Annotated in this window: 14 protein-coding genes; 4 read left to right on the top strand and 10 right to left on the bottom strand. The window is 72.5% G+C overall.

Going from position 1 to position 14439, the window contains the following annotated elements; all coding sequences use genetic code 11:
• Positions 1-77: 77 nt before the first annotated feature.
• The 5 genes from O5O46_RS29145 to O5O46_RS29165 form a co-directional block, all read right to left on the bottom strand.
• Complete coding sequence (locus tag O5O46_RS29145) at positions 78-1004, bottom strand: L,D-transpeptidase family protein (protein ID WP_269858606.1); 927 nt, start codon at positions 1002-1004, stop codon at positions 78-80.
• Positions 1005-1274: 270 nt separating this feature from the next.
• Positions 1275-2891 carry an APC family permease gene (locus O5O46_RS29150; RefSeq protein WP_269858607.1) on the bottom strand — a complete coding sequence of 539 codons (1617 nt, stop codon included), beginning with the start codon at positions 2889-2891 and terminating at the stop codon, positions 1275-1277.
• A 40-nt stretch (positions 2892-2931) separates the two neighbouring features.
• On the bottom strand, positions 2932-3939 hold the full coding sequence (gene ligD, locus O5O46_RS29155; protein WP_269858608.1) for a non-homologous end-joining DNA ligase: 1008 nt from the start codon (positions 3937-3939) through the stop codon (positions 2932-2934).
• Positions 3936-4577, bottom strand: a complete 642-nt coding sequence (locus O5O46_RS29160; RefSeq protein ID WP_269858609.1) for a DNA polymerase ligase N-terminal domain-containing protein — start codon at positions 4575-4577, stop codon at positions 3936-3938. The genes ligD and O5O46_RS29160 overlap by 4 nt, the downstream gene beginning before the upstream one ends.
• A gap of 128 nt (positions 4578-4705) precedes the next feature.
• Positions 4706-5470, bottom strand: coding sequence for a crotonase/enoyl-CoA hydratase family protein (locus tag O5O46_RS29165; RefSeq protein WP_269858610.1), 765 nt, complete (start codon positions 5468-5470; stop codon positions 4706-4708).
• A gap of 169 nt (positions 5471-5639) precedes the next feature.
• On the opposite strand from O5O46_RS29165, the gene O5O46_RS29170 reads away from it, so the two are divergent.
• Positions 5640-5918: a hypothetical protein gene (locus tag O5O46_RS29170; protein ID WP_269858611.1), complete on the top strand. Its 279-nt coding sequence runs from the start codon at positions 5640-5642 to the stop codon at positions 5916-5918.
• 394 nt (positions 5919-6312) lie between these two features.
• Positions 6313-7584 (top strand): YncE family protein, encoded by a 1272-nt coding sequence (locus O5O46_RS29175; RefSeq protein ID WP_269858612.1) that lies wholly within the window; start codon positions 6313-6315, stop codon positions 7582-7584.
• A 23-nt stretch (positions 7585-7607) separates the two neighbouring features.
• Here the strand turns inward: O5O46_RS29175 and O5O46_RS29180 are convergent, their stop codons facing one another.
• The 5 genes from O5O46_RS29180 to O5O46_RS29200 form a co-directional block, all read right to left on the bottom strand.
• A complete protein-coding gene (locus O5O46_RS29180) occupies positions 7608-7886 on the bottom strand; it encodes a DUF6295 family protein (RefSeq protein ID WP_269858613.1) in 279 nt (92 codons plus the stop codon).
• Between the two features lie 13 nt (positions 7887-7899).
• Positions 7900-8643, bottom strand: coding sequence for a dienelactone hydrolase family protein (locus tag O5O46_RS29185; RefSeq protein ID WP_269858614.1), 744 nt, complete (start codon positions 8641-8643; stop codon positions 7900-7902).
• Between the two features lie 112 nt (positions 8644-8755).
• Complete coding sequence (locus O5O46_RS29190) at positions 8756-9787, bottom strand: M56 family metallopeptidase (protein WP_269858615.1); 1032 nt, start codon at positions 9785-9787, stop codon at positions 8756-8758.
• Between the two features lie 129 nt (positions 9788-9916).
• Positions 9917-10810, bottom strand: coding sequence for a class I SAM-dependent methyltransferase (locus O5O46_RS29195; RefSeq protein WP_269858616.1), 894 nt, complete (start codon positions 10808-10810; stop codon positions 9917-9919).
• 134 nt (positions 10811-10944) lie between these two features.
• Complete coding sequence (locus tag O5O46_RS29200; RefSeq protein WP_269858617.1) at positions 10945-12438, bottom strand: MFS transporter; 1494 nt, start codon at positions 12436-12438, stop codon at positions 10945-10947.
• A 151-nt stretch (positions 12439-12589) separates the two neighbouring features.
• On the opposite strand from O5O46_RS29200, the gene O5O46_RS29205 reads away from it, so the two are divergent.
• Both O5O46_RS29205 and O5O46_RS29210 read left to right on the top strand, forming a co-directional pair.
• Positions 12590-13756 (top strand): winged helix DNA-binding domain-containing protein, encoded by a 1167-nt coding sequence (locus O5O46_RS29205; RefSeq protein WP_269858618.1) that lies wholly within the window; start codon positions 12590-12592, stop codon positions 13754-13756.
• Positions 13757-13921: 165 nt separating this feature from the next.
• Positions 13922-14236: an STAS domain-containing protein gene (locus tag O5O46_RS29210; protein WP_269858619.1), complete on the top strand. Its 315-nt coding sequence runs from the start codon at positions 13922-13924 to the stop codon at positions 14234-14236.
• The last annotated feature ends 203 nt before the right edge of the window (positions 14237-14439 follow it).

The raw sequence follows: 14439 nt of genomic DNA on the forward strand, positions 1-14439 counted from the left end.
ATCATGCCGTGACCCACTGACAATCCGGCCCGGCCGCCGGGCGGTTGGCCCGCGTGTGCGGCTGCCCGGCGGTGCCGTCACTGCCGCAGCGCCGCCTTGTCCCCCATCACGATCACCGGGTGGGCGGCCGGGTCGAGCTTGCGCAGCAGCTCGACCATGTGCTCGCGGGACAGCGCCACGCAGCCGTGGGTCGGCCCCTGGTGGTCCACGTGCACCCACAGGCCCGCGCCGCGTCCCCGGCCGAGTGGTGTGCGCGGATCGAGCGGTGAACTGCCCGGCACGCGGTTGTAGTCGATCGCCACCACGTAGTCGAAGGAGCCGGTGAGCGGCTCCCCTTCGAAGCCCGCCCCCACCGCGCGGAACGCCGGGGAGTGGTCGTACGGAAGCCTGGTGCCGGGGTTCGGGGCGAGTCCTCCGGCGGCGGTGAGGGAGAAGACGCCGATGGGGCTGCGCAGGTCGTCCATCCGGTGGGAGGGGGTCCAGCCGCGCAGTGCGTTGTGTGCGGTCCAGGTCTCGCTCGGGTGCCAGTCGCCGTGGTCGTCACGGCTCCACAGGGTCGCGGTGGACATCCACGAGCCCGGTCCCTGACCGACCACCACCAGGGCCTGCCGGGCGTTCGCCGGGATCGCCGAGCCGAACCGCGCCCCGATTCCGGGCAACCGCCGCACCGACGGCCGGGGTTGCGCGGCGGGCGGGGCGACCGCGTGGTGCGTGGGGCGCACCTCGGCGGACGCCGACCGGGTGGACCGGAACATGGCGCCCGGGTTGGCGTACAGGGCGGTGGTGCCCAGCACCCCAAGGCCGACGCCCGCGCAGATCAGCCAGGTCAGCCGGTCCCGATCCGGTGTCCTGTGCCGGGGCGGCCGACCGTCCGGCGGTCCGGCGCTCGGGCCGTCGTCCACCCTGTCCGGCCGCTCGGACACGTACCGGGTGCGCTGCTGCGGGGCGGCGGGCGCGCTGCGTGACCGGGGCTCCGGTCCGGCGGCAGGAGCGTATGGGGGCACGCCTCCTCCTTCGGGTCTGCGGTCTTCAGGGCTGCGTTCTACGGTCTGCGATCGGCGTGGTCGTACGGGTTCAACGAGCCAACCGCGTACGGAGCACGGCCTCTTGACTCTCGGTCACTATTCGGTAACCCGGCGTCACTGGTTGACAGGGATCCCCTGCGCGCCCCGTGCTGGCCCGCCTCGGGCGGAGCCTCACCATAGGCATGAGGTCAGCCGAGCGCCCGCACCCCACGCCGGGCGTCAGCCGGAGGTGCTATCGAACCGGTCGGCTCACCTGGTGGGTACGGGCTCGACGGATCCGATGTACTCCAGGGTCCGCTCGGCGGGCAGCCGGACCAGCTGCGCCCAGTAGTAGATCACCAGGCTGAACGCCGCGATGATGGCGATGTCCCACCACAGCGGAATGCGGTCGGCCGCGCCGCAGGCCACCCGGGAGGCGGGTCCGGAGCTGCAGAAGCCGCCCTGCCAGGAGACCACGCCCATTCCGGTCAGATACACCGGCAGCCACTGCGCGGATCTCCAGTCCGGCCGCGGCGCCCTCGGGTTGAGCCTGAGCGCCGCGGAACAGCCCAGCAGCAGGTACCCGAGCACGATCGCCATGCCCAGCCGCCACAGGGTGTCCCAGCCCGCCCAGTAGATGATCAGGTTCGCCACGATGAACGCCACGGGCGCCCAGAACCCTCCGCCCGGCAGTCGGTAGGGGCGCGGCCGGTGCGGGTCCTGCCTGCGTAGGCAACCGAAGGCGAGCGGCGCGCCGGCGTACATCAACACGCTGGCGGAGGTGATGAATCCGACGAGCTTCTGCCAGGTGGGGAAGGGCAGGAAGACGATCAGTCCGATGGCGAAGGCGAACAGCAGGCTGAACCACGGCACTCCGCGCCTGGTCGTGCGCTCGAAGATCTCGGGCACATAGCCGTTGCGGGACAGGCCGTACGAGACGCGGGATGTGGCGGTCACATAGATCAGCCCGGTGCCGGTGGGTGAGACCACCGCGTCGACGTACAGGAGCGCGGCGAGCCAGCCCAGCCCGATCGAGCCGGCCAGACCGGCGAACGGCCCGGCCTTGCCGCTGAACGTCAGGTTGGCCCAGCCGCGTACGAAGGCGCTGTGCGGCAGGGCGGCGATGAAGACCACCTGTAGGGCGGCGTATACCAGGGTGCCGATGAGGATCGAGCCGATCACCGCGCGCGGGATATCCCTGGCCGGGTTGCGGCTCTCACCTGCGAGCTGGTCCGCCTGTTCGAAGCCGAGCAGGGCGAAGATGACACCACTGGTGCTCACCGCGGAGAGCACCCCCTTGGCGCCGAACGGGGCGAAGCCCTGGTGGGCGAAGTTGTCCGCGTGGAACCTGGCGGCGGCGAGCACCGCGATGGTGACCAGCGGAACGGCGATCTTCCACCAGGTCGCGGCGCTGTTGGTGTGGGCCAGCCATCTGACGCCCAGGAAGTTGACGACAACGAAGAAGGCCATGAACGCCACGGCCAGGCCGTAGCCGGACGCGGTGAGGTGGTTCTTGCCGGTCTGCACCCAACCGACGTGCACGCTGAGGTAGTTGAGCGAGGCCATGACCTCGATCGGTGCCACGGTGACCGCCTGGAGCCAGGAGAACCAGCCGAAGGAGGCCCCGGCGACGCTGCCGAAGGCGTAGTGCGGGAACCGCGCGGTACCGCCCGCGACCGGATACATAGCCCCCAGCTCGGCGTGGACGAAGGCCAGCACGATGATGGCCAGCGCGCCGATCCCCCAGGACAGCAGTGCGGCGGTTCCGGCGGCCTGCGCCGCGTAGAGCGACCCGAACAGCCAGCCCGAGCCGATGATGGACCCCTCCGAGGCCCAGATCAGGCCGATCACACCGATGTCCCGCCGCAGCCCCGGGTTACTGGGCATCACATGAGCGTCCGCCGGTGACTCCATGCGCACTCACCCCTCACGCCCCGACGGGCCGTTCGCGCACCACCTCGCGGGCGCTCTTGTCATCGCGCAGGCCCAGGAAGCGGGGGTGCCGCAGCTTTCCGTCCCGGGTCCACTCGGTGAAGCCGACCTGCACGACCAGTTCGGGCCGCACCCAGTGCGCGGTGCGCTCCCGGACCTCATCGGCGAACGGCGAGCCGGGCTGTTCCAGCTCGTCCAGCCGTGCTCTGAGGCGGCGCAGGGTGGCGGTGTCGAATCCGGTTCCCACCTTGCCCGCGTAGTGCAGTTCGCCGTCCGCGTAGTAGCCCACCAGCAGCGCGCCCAGGCCGACGCGGCTCCCGGACGGTTCGGTGAATCCGCCGACCACCATCTCCTGCCCGGCAGCGCACTTGAGCTTGAGCCAGTCCCTGGACCGGGTCTGCGCATAGCGCCCGTCGGCCCGCTTGGCGATCAGGCCCTCCCAGCCCCGCTCGCACGCCTGCCGCAGCAGGTCGGGGCCTCCGGTGTTGCGGTGGGTGGTGAAGCGCAGCGGCGACCGGAATTCGATGGTGCGGCGCAGCAACGACCTGCGGGTGCGCAACGGGAGCCGTGTGAGGTCCTGGCCGTCCAGGCGGAGCAGGTCGAAGAGGTAGTACGTCACGGCCACACCGCTCATCCGCACGTCGTGCGGCCTGGTCAGGCCCATCCGCCGTTGCAGCAGGGCGAAGTTGGTGCGTCCGTGCTCCAGGGCGACGATCTCGCCGTCCACCATGAAGTCGTGGCACTCCTGCCGCTCCAGGGCCTCGATGATCTCGGGGTAGGTGGCGTCCACGCGCCGCCCGGTTCGGGACAGCAGCCCGGTTCGGCCGTCCTCGCGGAAGCCCAGTGCGCGTACCCCGTCCAGCTTGCGTTCGAAGATCCATCCGTCGTCGAAGGACCGCCGGTCGCTGAGCACGGCCAGCATCGGGCGCACCTCGCGGGGGCGCGGGGCGGGACGCAGCAGGTCCCGCTGGTCCCGGGGCAGCCGCCGCAGCTCGTCGTTCATGACCGGCTGCCGTGCCAGTGGGCGCCGCCGGAGCGCTTGCGTCCCTTGCGGCCCGCCTTGACGTCGGCCGCGATCTGCTTCAGCGTACGGTGGCTGCGCACCGACTTGGCGCGGCTCGGCTCCGGGGTTCCGGCGCGGGAGGCGTACTCGTCGTCCTTCTTCACCAGTAGCCACGCCTCGGGGCGGATGCGGGTGAGGGCGAACCCGCCGTGCAGTTTCCTGCCGTCCAGCCAGAACGAGGCGTGGCCGTCGGCCAGCGCCGTGGCGAACGGGATCCGCTTGCCGTGGCGCTCGCTCAGATTGCGGTATGTCCCGGAGTCCCACACCAGCACGGTTCCGGCGCCGTACTGCTCGCCGTCGATGACGCCCTCGAAGTCGCGGTACTCCAGCGGATGGTCCTCGGTGGGAACGGCCAGCCGCTTGTCGTGGGGATCGGTGGACGGGCCCTTCGGGATCGCCCAGGACTTCAGCACTCCGTCGACCTCCAGGCGGAAGTCGAAGTGCCGGGTGCTGGCGTCGTGCAGTTGTACGACGTACCGGGACTCGCGCCCCTCGTCGCCCGGGCCGCCCTCGGGCTCCGGTGTCCGGGAGAAGTCGCGTTTGCGACGGTACTCCGCCAGCGAGTTTCGCGAGGTCATGGCGGTCGTCCTCCGGATAGGCAGTGGCCGCCGCGGACAGCGGGCACCGCCCGTGGCCCTCCCCTGTCACCCACCGTCACCCTCCGGGTCCGCGGACGCAAGCGCTGCGGCGGGCCGGCGGGCCGACGTCAGAGCTGGGAGAAGTCCCCGTGGCGCCCGGCGCCCGCGGTGAACCGGGCGGCTCCGCTGACCGCCTCCGCCATGGCGGCCTGTCCGTGCCGCAGTTCCACGGCCATCGCCGCCTCCTCCGTCAGGCCGTCCTGGGCGAGGACGGAGGCTCGGTCGCCGCGCAGGCAGGTCTGCGGGAACCGGGCGATCTGGGCGGCGAGTTCCTCGGCGGCGGCGCGTGAACGGCCGTGCGGCACCAGGCGGTTGGCCAGGCCGATGGCGTGCGCCTCGGTGGCGTCCACGGCTCGGCCGGTGAGGATCAGATCGAGGGCGCGGCTGGTGCCGATCAGCCGGGGCAGCCGTACGGTGCCGCCGTCGACAAGCGGTACGCCCCAGCGGCGGCAGAAGACACCGAACACCGCGTCCTCCTCTACCACCCGCAGGTCGCACCAGAGGGCGAGTTCCAGTCCGCCCGCCACGGCGTGGCCGCTGACGGCGGCGATCACGGGCTTCGTCAGCCGCAGCCGGGTGGGACCCATGGGGCCGTCGCCGTCCGGCTCGACCCGGTTGCCGCGCTCGGTGCCGACCGCCTTGAGATCGGCTCCGGAGCAGAACGTTCCGCCCTCGCCCCACAGCACGGCGACCCGCGCCCGCGGGTCGGCGTCGAAGGTGCGGAACGCCTCGGCCAGCGCGGTGGCGGTGGCCCCGTCCACCGCGTTGCGGCACTCCGGCCGGGACAGCACGACCGTGGTGACCGGACCCTCGCGCTCGACGCGCACACTCATTCCCGCGGCTCCTCGGTCGCCCCAGCGGAATCGATACGCCGCACATCCTAGGCGGCGGCCCCCGGCACCCACGCTCCAGGCTGGCGAATCCCTTGACGGGCCATCACCACACCAGTTGAATCACGCCCTGAACTAAGTCCTGACCAAACTTCCGCCCCAGGAGGGCGATGTGGCCCGAGGACCGCACCCCCACAGCACCGATCAGCGCTCTCGCGCCGCGCTGGCCCCGGTCGCGGGCGGCCTGTCTGGCCCTGGTGTCGGCGCGCACCGCGAAGGCGGTCGGCGCTCCGCCGTCGGGCTTGGCCACCGTGGGGAACAAGAACAGCGGCGCCGCACCGCCGTACAGCAGGGCCCGGGCAGCACGTGGACGATCCCTCGCATCGTCAACAACACCGGTGGGCCGTCGAGTTCGGCGCACAGTGTGGCGGATCTGGTGAACTACCCGTAGCAGCAGGTGAGGCCGCCTCTCAGCGGGGCGGCCACCAATGTGCGCGCCCCCGATTGAACCGATGTGGTTTGGTGGACGTGGTTCAGGGCAGGCGCGTAACGGGAGTGCGCTCTCACAGCAACACCGCCCCGTGCGATGCCCAGCCGATCCCCCCACTATCGACCGCGCACCGCACGGGGCGGCCCCCGGCCCGGTGAGCGCCGAAGCCGTGTGGTGGGCCGAGGGGACCGCAGGCCAAGGGAGCCGAACGCATACGCCCTCCCCCGGACTTCCGCCAGTCGATCTTCGTTTGCTCTGGGAGCCGGCTCCGCGCCCTGGTCGACGAGTCGCGACATCAATGCGCTGTGCCTACGTTTGTCCCGTATCGAGTCCACACGACGACGGGAGGCCACCGGTGCGTGCGCGCCCCCTCCGCATCTCACTGGTCTGCGGCCTCGCGCTCATCGCGGGCGCCGTGGCGGCCAGTACGCTGGCCGCACACGAGGACAGCGCCAGCGCGTCCGTCCGGCCAGGCCGCCCCCAGCCGGCGCGGGCCGGGCAGGCCGCCACCGCCCCTCATCACCCGACCGGCGGGATCCCCTGGATAGCGCAGGGCGGCGCGGCCAACCCGCCGAACCGCCCGCCCACGCTGGCCGACGCCTATGCGTTCACCCGGACCGGAATGCTCAGCCCGGCCGTCGCCGGCGACCCCGAACTGGTCTATGTGCCCAACAGCGGAGAGACCGGAATGGGCGGCTCCAGCAACTCGCCCAACCGCGACCGGGACACCGTCACCGTGATAGACCCGAGGACCTTCCGCGTCGTCGGCCACTACCCGGTCGGAAGGCTGCCGCAGCACGTGACCCCGTCCTGGGACCTGAGGACGCTGTGGGTCGACGCCAGCGGCAGCAACCAGCTCGTACCGCTCGACCCGCGAACCGCCCGGCCGGGCAAGCCGGTTGCGGTCGACGCGCCATACAACCTGTACTTCACCCCGGACGGCGGCTCCGCCCTCGTCATGGCGGAGCGCCGGAACCACCTGGACGTGCGGGACCCCCGCACCATGGCGCTGCGGCGCAGCGTAACCGTGCCCTGTTCAGGCATCAACCACGCCGACTTCTCACCGGACGGCCGCTACTTCATCGCCAGTTGCGAGTTCTCCGGACAGTTGCTGAAGTACGACACGGCCACCCTGCGGATCCTCGGTGAACTCGACCTCGGCCCGGAGGCGATGCCGCAGGACGTCCGGCTCGGGCCGGACGGGCGCACGTTCTACGTCGCCGGCTTCCACAGCGGGGAGTTGGTCCTGGTCGACGGCTCGACCATGCGCGAGCAGGGCAGGATTCCCACGGGGGCCGGGGCGCACGGGATCTACCCCAACCGCGACGGGACGCTGCTGTACGTTTCCAACCGCCAGGACGGTTCGGTCAGCGTGGTCGACCCGCGTACCCGTACCACCACGGCCACCTGGCGGATACCGGGCGGCGGCTCGCCCGACATGGGCGGGGTCAGCGCCGACGGCACCCAACTGTGGCTGTCCGGCCGCGACAACGACGAGGTGTACGTGTTCGGGACCGCGGACGGTCGGCTACTGGCCCGCATCCCGGTCGGCGCCAACCCGCACGGGCTGGCGTTCTTCCCGCAGCCCGGCCGCTACAGCCTGGGACACACGGGCAACTACCGCTGAAAGCACGGTGGTTGGTCGGGCCGCTACTTGCCCTGGTTGGCCGAGGCGAGGCCGGGAGGGGCCGCGGCCAGCGCGTCGTGGATGGCGCGCACGAGCGCCAGGGCGGACTCCTCGGTCAGCTCCACCGCCACCCGAGCCCCCGGCCCCTGCTCGGGGTTGATGAAGTCGATGTTCAGGGTGTGTTCCTGCGGCGCGTGCTGCGGGTGGTCCACATAGACCGTCGCATGGGTGAGCGGGAACCACCCCAGCGCGCCCTTGCCGCTGCCGTCGATGGAGATCTTCTCGGTCAGGTAGGTGCACATGTCGGGCTCCTGATCAGGCGGACAGGTGGCGGCCGAAGAAGTCGAAGATCCGCCGCCAGCCGTCCACGGCGGCCTCCGGCCGGTAGCTGGGGCGGTCGACGGAGAAGAACGCGTGCCCTGCGCCGTCGTAGGTGTGGAACTCGTGCTCCTTGCCCAACCGGTCCAGTTCCGCGGCCAGTTGGGCCGTCTCATCCGGCGCCGGGAAGGAGTCCTCGGCGCCGAACAGGCCGAGCAGCGGACACGACAGCTGCGGCGCGAGACCGATCACCGGCTTCATCGTGGCGGGCATGGTGGCGGGCGGGTCATTGACGACGAAGGCGCCGTAGCAGTCCACCGCCGCGTCCACCTGCATCGAGCAGGCGGCCAGGAACGTCTGACGGCCACCGGAGCAGTGCCCGATCACGCCGATCCTGCCGTTGGCGCCCTCAAGTGACTTCAGATGGCGTACCGCGCCCTTCACGTCACCGATCAACTGCTCGTCGGCGACGCCCCCGGCGGCCCGGACCGCGGCCGCCGCGTCGTCCGGGCTGGCGCCGGGTGCCTGGCGGAAGTAGAGGTTCGGGCACAGTGCCGCGTAGCCGTGCGCCGCGAAGTTGCGCACCATCTGCTTGGTGGCCTCGTCGTAGCCCGGCATGTGGTGGATCACCACGACGCCGCCGAACCCGGTGCGGTCCACCGGCCGGGCCAGGTACGCCTCGACGGGATCGCCGTCTCCGGCGGTGATGGTGACCGTTCCGGCCGTCATCGTGTCGCTCATGTCGTCTCCCGTTGTCCACGGTGCCACTTGCGTCCCACTGCACTGCTGGCGACTGCCACTTCGACGCATGCCTACCACACGCACCTGTCCGACTCACCGAGCGGAACCGGTCTCAGCTCCGCCAGCCCATCGTCAGCAGCGTGCCCAACCCGGGGGCGAGCGTGACCAGTACCGGCACCAGGATCATCAGCAGGCCCACCGCGGTCAGATTGAGCCGTTGCAGCGGCCGCAGCCGTGGCGCCCCGGTGAGTAGCCGGTCGACGCGCGCCGCCACCTCCTCGACGGGCGGTGGCGGGGGCGTCCCCGGGGCCCAGGCGGCGGGCACCGAACGGGACGCGCCGAGCCGGGTCTCGTTGAGGTCGAGCAGCGCCAGGGCCGTCGCCAGATGGCCGTGCCGGTAGGCCGCCGCGTCATCGGCGGCCAGCTCCACCAGCCGCGCGGAGTGGTCCGCGTAGGCGGTGAACAGCGAGGCGCCGGGGAACGCGGTCGCCAGGGCCCCGGCGGACTGCAGCAGCAGATGGTGCCTGGCCCTGGCGTGGGCGCGCTCATGGGCGAGCACCGCGTCCAACTGCTCCTGGCTGAGTCGGCGCATCGCCCCCGTGGACACCACGAGCTGCAGCGGCCTGCGCGGCAGCGGCAGCGGCCTGCGCGGCAGCGGCAGCGACCACGCCTGCGGCCGTGGGCTCTCCATCACCAGCAGCCGCTCGGCTCGGCGCGCCCGCCACCGCTGCCGGCTCTCGTACGGCAGCGGTGGGGCGGCCCGACGCAGCTCGTGGTAGCGGCGGCGACGGCTGATGCGGGCGATGTGCGCCTCCCGCACCAGGTGCAGCACGACGTGGACCGCGGCGGTCACCAGCACCGCGGCGAACACCCCGCGCCAGGCCCCGCCCACCGTCAGGTCGTAGGAGTCCTGTACACCGCGCGGCGCGATCCAGAACAGCCGGTCGCGCAGCGGAGCGCACAGGGCGGCGGCGGTGACGAGCAACGACAGCCCGAAGCACAGGAGTACGGCGGCGACGGCGCACTGCCAAACCCACAGCGCGACCACGGGTTCACGCTCCTGCCAGTCGGCCCGCGCCAGGATCCGCGGTGCCGCGATGGCGAACGCGACACCAACGAGCGGCAGCGCGAAGGCCGTTCCCACAGTGTCCCTCCTCCGCCGGTTTGTGGCCTGCACACCGCAGCATGCCCGGCGAAGCGCCGGGCCGCCACGTGGACGGGCCAACCCGAGGGGGATTGTGCTTACTTCACGACACCGTGGGCCGCCTCCGGCTCAGCGGCGCCGCCGTGCGGCGCCGATCGCCTTGGCCACCGCGGACGGCACGACCCGTGCGGCCAGGCGGCGGGCCGCGGGCCGCGGGCGGTCGCCCTGGGCCTGTCCCGGGGCGGCTGCTGACCGGTGCCGGGACGCGGGGTGGGGCGGGGCCACGGCCTTTCTGCCGTCGATGCGGATCAGCGGAGCGCCGGCGACGGACTGCACCTCGTGCCACAGGTCGCGGCGCTCGCCCAGCCAGCCGAGCAGTTCGTCGCGCACCGGGCCGGGGTCGCCCCATGTGCCGTAGAGCTTGGTGCTGGTGATGCAGACCGCGTTCAGGCCGCCGGTGGTGACCGCCTGCCAGGTGGCGGCGGCGACGCCCGGGCAGTGCTCGGCGCGGAAGTCGTCCAGGGCGACGATGCCGTACGGCCGCAGCAGGGCGCGGGCGCACTCGATGTCGGCGTGCACGTGGTCGTACAGATGCGAGGCGTCGATGTGGACGAAGCGGCAGCTGTTCTCCCGAACATGTTCCGGGACGAGTGAGGACGGCCCCTGTACGACGGTGGGCAGCGCGTCGTGGAAGGACAGGTAGTTGGCCTCGAAGGCGCGCCGCGTCAGGGTGGAGTAGGACTTCGCCATCTCGGCGCTGTTGGAGGAGTCCTCGGCGGGCGAGTCGAACAGGTCGCACACGGTGAAGCGATCGCCGTCCCCTACGTAGCGGCCGCAGAAGATCGCGCTCTTGCCCAGGTAGGCGCCGACCTCCAACAGGTCGCCGGGTTCGTCGCGTTGGCGCTGCCGGGTCAGGAACCAGTCGAAGAGGAGTTGGTCGACCGGGAAGAACCAGCCGGGCACATCGGCCAGCCGTGCGGGGGCGGGGAGCTGCTCGTCGGTGTCCACGGGGGAAGTGGTCATGAGCGTTCCGTTTTTCGGTCGGCAGGACCCGAGCAGGGTGCCGGACGCCGGTGTTGCCGAGGTGTTGCCCGCGCGTCGCCCCGGTGAACACCTCGGGTTGCCTACCGCCGCGCGGCGGGCCGCGGCGCCCCGGCCTACTGCGCTCCCGGGTCCAACGGCGGCGCCGGTACGCCGCAGTTCACCGTGCACTGCGGATGCGCGCAGACCGCCCCCGGGCGCGGCGCCCGTACGGTGAACCAGGCGAGCACTCCCCCGGCGGCCATCACCACGGCGCAGATGACCACCGCCTCCTGGAACGCCCGGTGCACGGTGGGCCCGGAGGCGTACTGGCTGCCGGAGAGCCCCACGGCGAGCGGCAGTGCCGCGACGGCGAGCAGTCCGGCGGCCCTGGCGGCGGCGTTGTTGACGCCGCTGGCGATCCCGGCCCGCCGCACCGGCACGGCGGCCAGCACGGTGGAGGTCAGCGGTGCGACGAACAGCGCCATGCCCAGGCCCTGGACCACGGCGGCGGGCAGCACCGTGCTCCAGTACGCCCCGGTGGGTCCCACCCGGCGCAGCAGGGCGATGCCCACGGCCGCCAGCAGCGGGCCGACGGTCAGCGGCAGCCGCGGCCCGATCCGCCGGGCGAGGTCACCGGCGCGGGCGGAGAGCGCCAGCATCAGCAGGGTGATCGGCAGCATGGCGACGCCCGCCTGCAACGCGCTGTAGCCGGAGGCGACTTGGAGCTGCACGGGCAGCAGGAACAGCACTCCGCTGAGCGGCGCGTACAGGCACAGGGTGATCAGGTTGACGACGGTGAACGTACGGGACCTGAACAGGTCGGGCGGCAGCATGGGATGGGCGCGCCGCCGCTCCAGCGCCACGAACGCCGCGCCGAGCAGACAGGCCGCGACCGCGCAGCCGAGCACCGGTGCGGAGGGACCCCGCGACGGGGCCTCGACCAGCGCGTAGGTCAGTGCCGCCAGCGCCAGCGCGGCGAGGGCGGCGCCCGACACGTCGAAGGAACCGGTGCGCTCGCCCTCCCGGCTCTCCGGAATCCAGCGCACCGCGACGGCCACCACCGCCAGGGCCACCGGGCAGTTGATGAGGAACACCCAGCGCCACCCCGGGCCGTCCACCAGCCAGCCGCCGACGAACGGTCCGACGGCCGCGGCCACCCCGCCGAGTCCCGACCACGCGCCGACCGCCCGGGCGCGGTCCCGCTCGATGTAGGTGGCCTGGATCAGCGCCAGCGACCCGGGCGTCAGCAGTGCGCCGCCCACGCCCTGCAGCGCGCGGGCCGCGATCAGCACGCCCATGTTGGGGGCGAGCCCGCAGGCCGCCGAGGCGAGGGCGAACCACACGGTGCCGATCACGAAGACCCGGCGCCTGCCGAACCGGTCGCCCAGCGATCCGCCGAGCAGGATGAGTCCGGCCAGGGTGAGCATGTAGGCGTTGATCGTCCACTGCAGGGCGGCCAGTGAGGCGTGCAGGCTCTCGCCGAGACGGGGTAGCGCGACGTTCACCACGGTGCCGTCGAGCAGCGCCATTCCGGAGCCGAGTACCGTGGCCAGCAGCACCCACCGGCCGCGTGCGTCGGCCAGACGCACTCCGCCGGCCGCGTCGCTCTCCGCCGCGTTCGCCGTCATGGATCGATCGTCGGCGATCCGGCCGCCTTCGGGTACGAGGCGCGCCAGTCAGTACGGTGGTCACCGGTTCAGGACGTTCCGCAGCCGCCCCCTGGAGTCGCCGTATGCAGCGCACGAGCCCGCCCGCCGCCTCCCGTGGGGCGGTCCGCCGGTGAGCGCCCGGCTGCGGCTGACGGCCGGGCAGCGGCGGTCCCGGGTGGGCTCGCGGCACCTTCTGGCGCCCGGTGCCAAAGGCGCGGCGGTGGAGGAGGTGGCGCACGCGCTGGTGGGGCTGCATGCCACCGATCCGGCGACGGTCTACCTCGCCGCGCGCGCCCGGCTGGCCGCGCCGAGCGTCGCGGAGGTCGAGCGGGGGCTGTACGAGGACCTGACGCTGACCCGGATGCTGTGTATGCGCCGCACCATGTTCGTCGTCCCGGTCGAGCTGGCCCCGGTGGTGAACGCCTCCACGGCGCGGCGGGTCGCGTTGAAGGAGCGCGCCCACCACGCCCAACTCCTGTCGCGGGCGGGCGGTTTCACCGCCGAGTGGATCGCCGCCGCGGAGGAGGCCGCCCTGGCGGCGCTGCGGGTGCGCGGCCAGGCCACCGCGGCGGAACTGGCGGCGGACGTGCCCGCGCTGCGCGAGCGGATCGTGGTCTCGCCGGGAAAGCCGTACGAGAGGTCGCAGCGGGTGGCCAGCCGGATCCTGGGGGTCCTGGCCGCGGAGGGGAGGATCCGCCGGGCCAGACCGCTCGGCGGCTGGACGTCGAACCAGTTCCGGTGGTCCGCGGCGCAGCCGCTGCCGGAGCTGCCCGAGGCGGCGGCGCGGGCGAACCTCGCCCGGCGCTATCTGGCGTCCTTCGGGCCCGCCACGGCGGAAGACCTGAAGTGGTGGAGCGGCTGGACGCTCTCCGACACCCGCAAGGCGATCGCCGCGACCGGCGCGGTCGCCGTGGAGCTGGACGAGGGCACCGGCTGGCTGCTGCCGGACGACACCGAAGCCGTCCCGGAGCCGGAGCCGTGGGCGGCGTTGCTGCCCGCGCTCGATCCGACCGCCATGGGCTGGCGGCACCGCGACTGGTACGTCGATCCGGACGCGCGGCGGCAGCTGTTCGACCGCTACGGCAACATCGGCCCCACCGTGTGGTGGAACGGCCAGGTGATCGGCGGTTGGGCACAGCGCCCGGACGGTTCCGTCGCCTACCGCCTGCTCACCGACGCCGGGCGGCAGGCCCGGACGGCGGTCGACGCCGAGGTCGAGCGGCTCACCGACTGGCTGGGCGAGACCCGGTTCAGACCGAGCTTCCGGACACCGCTGGAGCGCGAGCTGACCGGTTGACCACCGCGCACGCCCGGCGCACCGGTGCACGGTCAACGCGCTCCCGCCGTACCGACCCCCCGCACCGGTGACCGACTTCCGGTATTCGCCGTGAAGCGCACGCCAACGCCTCTAGTCTGATCTTCCCCGCCGTTTCCGGCGGCGCGCTCGCGAGAGGAGCAGGCCATGGCGACGACTGTGACGCTCGACGGTGAGCTGGATCTGCTCACCACCGCGCGCACCACCGACCTGCTCGCCGCCGCGACACTCACCACCTCGGACGTCGTGGTCGATCTGAGATCGGTGACGTTCATGGACGCCACCGGCCTCGCGCCGTTGGCACACACCGCCTGCCAGGTGCGGCGGCGGGGCGGCCGTATGACACTGGTGCTCGCCGATCCCCGACTGGAGCGGGTACTGCGCCTGGCGCGGCTCAACGACCTGTTCACCGTGGTACGCGACGGTGGCGACGCGGGCGCGTACTGCCAACGGCACGCGTGAACAGGGGGCGTTCGGGGACGGGAACGCCCCCGTACCGCCGCCGCGGCGGTACGGGGGGCGCGGCGATCAGGGTCCGACCGGGAGATCGGCGATCAGACCCGTCCGCCGTTGGCGGGGGCGGTGCCTGGCGCGCGCCGCCCATGGGTAGTGATACCCGGCCTCTGTAGGATTCCGGTGAAGACGGTGGCGCGCGGTGTGGTCAC

It is taken from the genome of Streptomyces sp. RPT161 (assembly GCF_027533845.1).
Classification (GTDB): Bacteria; Actinomycetota; Actinomycetes; order Streptomycetales; family Streptomycetaceae; genus Streptantibioticus_A; species Streptantibioticus_A silvisoli_A.

Coding starts and splice junctions, on each gene's coding strand:
- O5O46_RS29210 (WP_269858619.1), top strand. CDS start 13,922: ATGGCGACGACTGTGACGCTCGACGGTGAGCTGGATCTGCTCACCACC.
- O5O46_RS29180 (WP_269858613.1), bottom strand. CDS start 7,886: ATGTGCACCTACCTGACCGAGAAGATCTCCATCGACGGCAGCGGCAAG.
- O5O46_RS29185 (WP_269858614.1), bottom strand. CDS start 8,643: ATGAGCGACACGATGACGGCCGGAACGGTCACCATCACCGCCGGAGAC.
- O5O46_RS29195 (WP_269858616.1), bottom strand. CDS start 10,810: ATGACCACTTCCCCCGTGGACACCGACGAGCAGCTCCCCGCCCCCGCA.
- O5O46_RS29200 (WP_269858617.1), bottom strand. CDS start 12,438: ATGACGGCGAACGCGGCGGAGAGCGACGCGGCCGGCGGAGTGCGTCTG.
- O5O46_RS29160 (WP_269858609.1), bottom strand. CDS start 4,577: ATGACCTCGCGAAACTCGCTGGCGGAGTACCGTCGCAAACGCGACTTC.
- ligD (WP_269858608.1), bottom strand. CDS start 3,939: ATGAACGACGAGCTGCGGCGGCTGCCCCGGGACCAGCGGGACCTGCTG.
- O5O46_RS29150 (WP_269858607.1), bottom strand. CDS start 2,891: ATGCCCAGTAACCCGGGGCTGCGGCGGGACATCGGTGTGATCGGCCTG.
- O5O46_RS29165 (WP_269858610.1), bottom strand. CDS start 5,470: ATGAGTGTGCGCGTCGAGCGCGAGGGTCCGGTCACCACGGTCGTGCTG.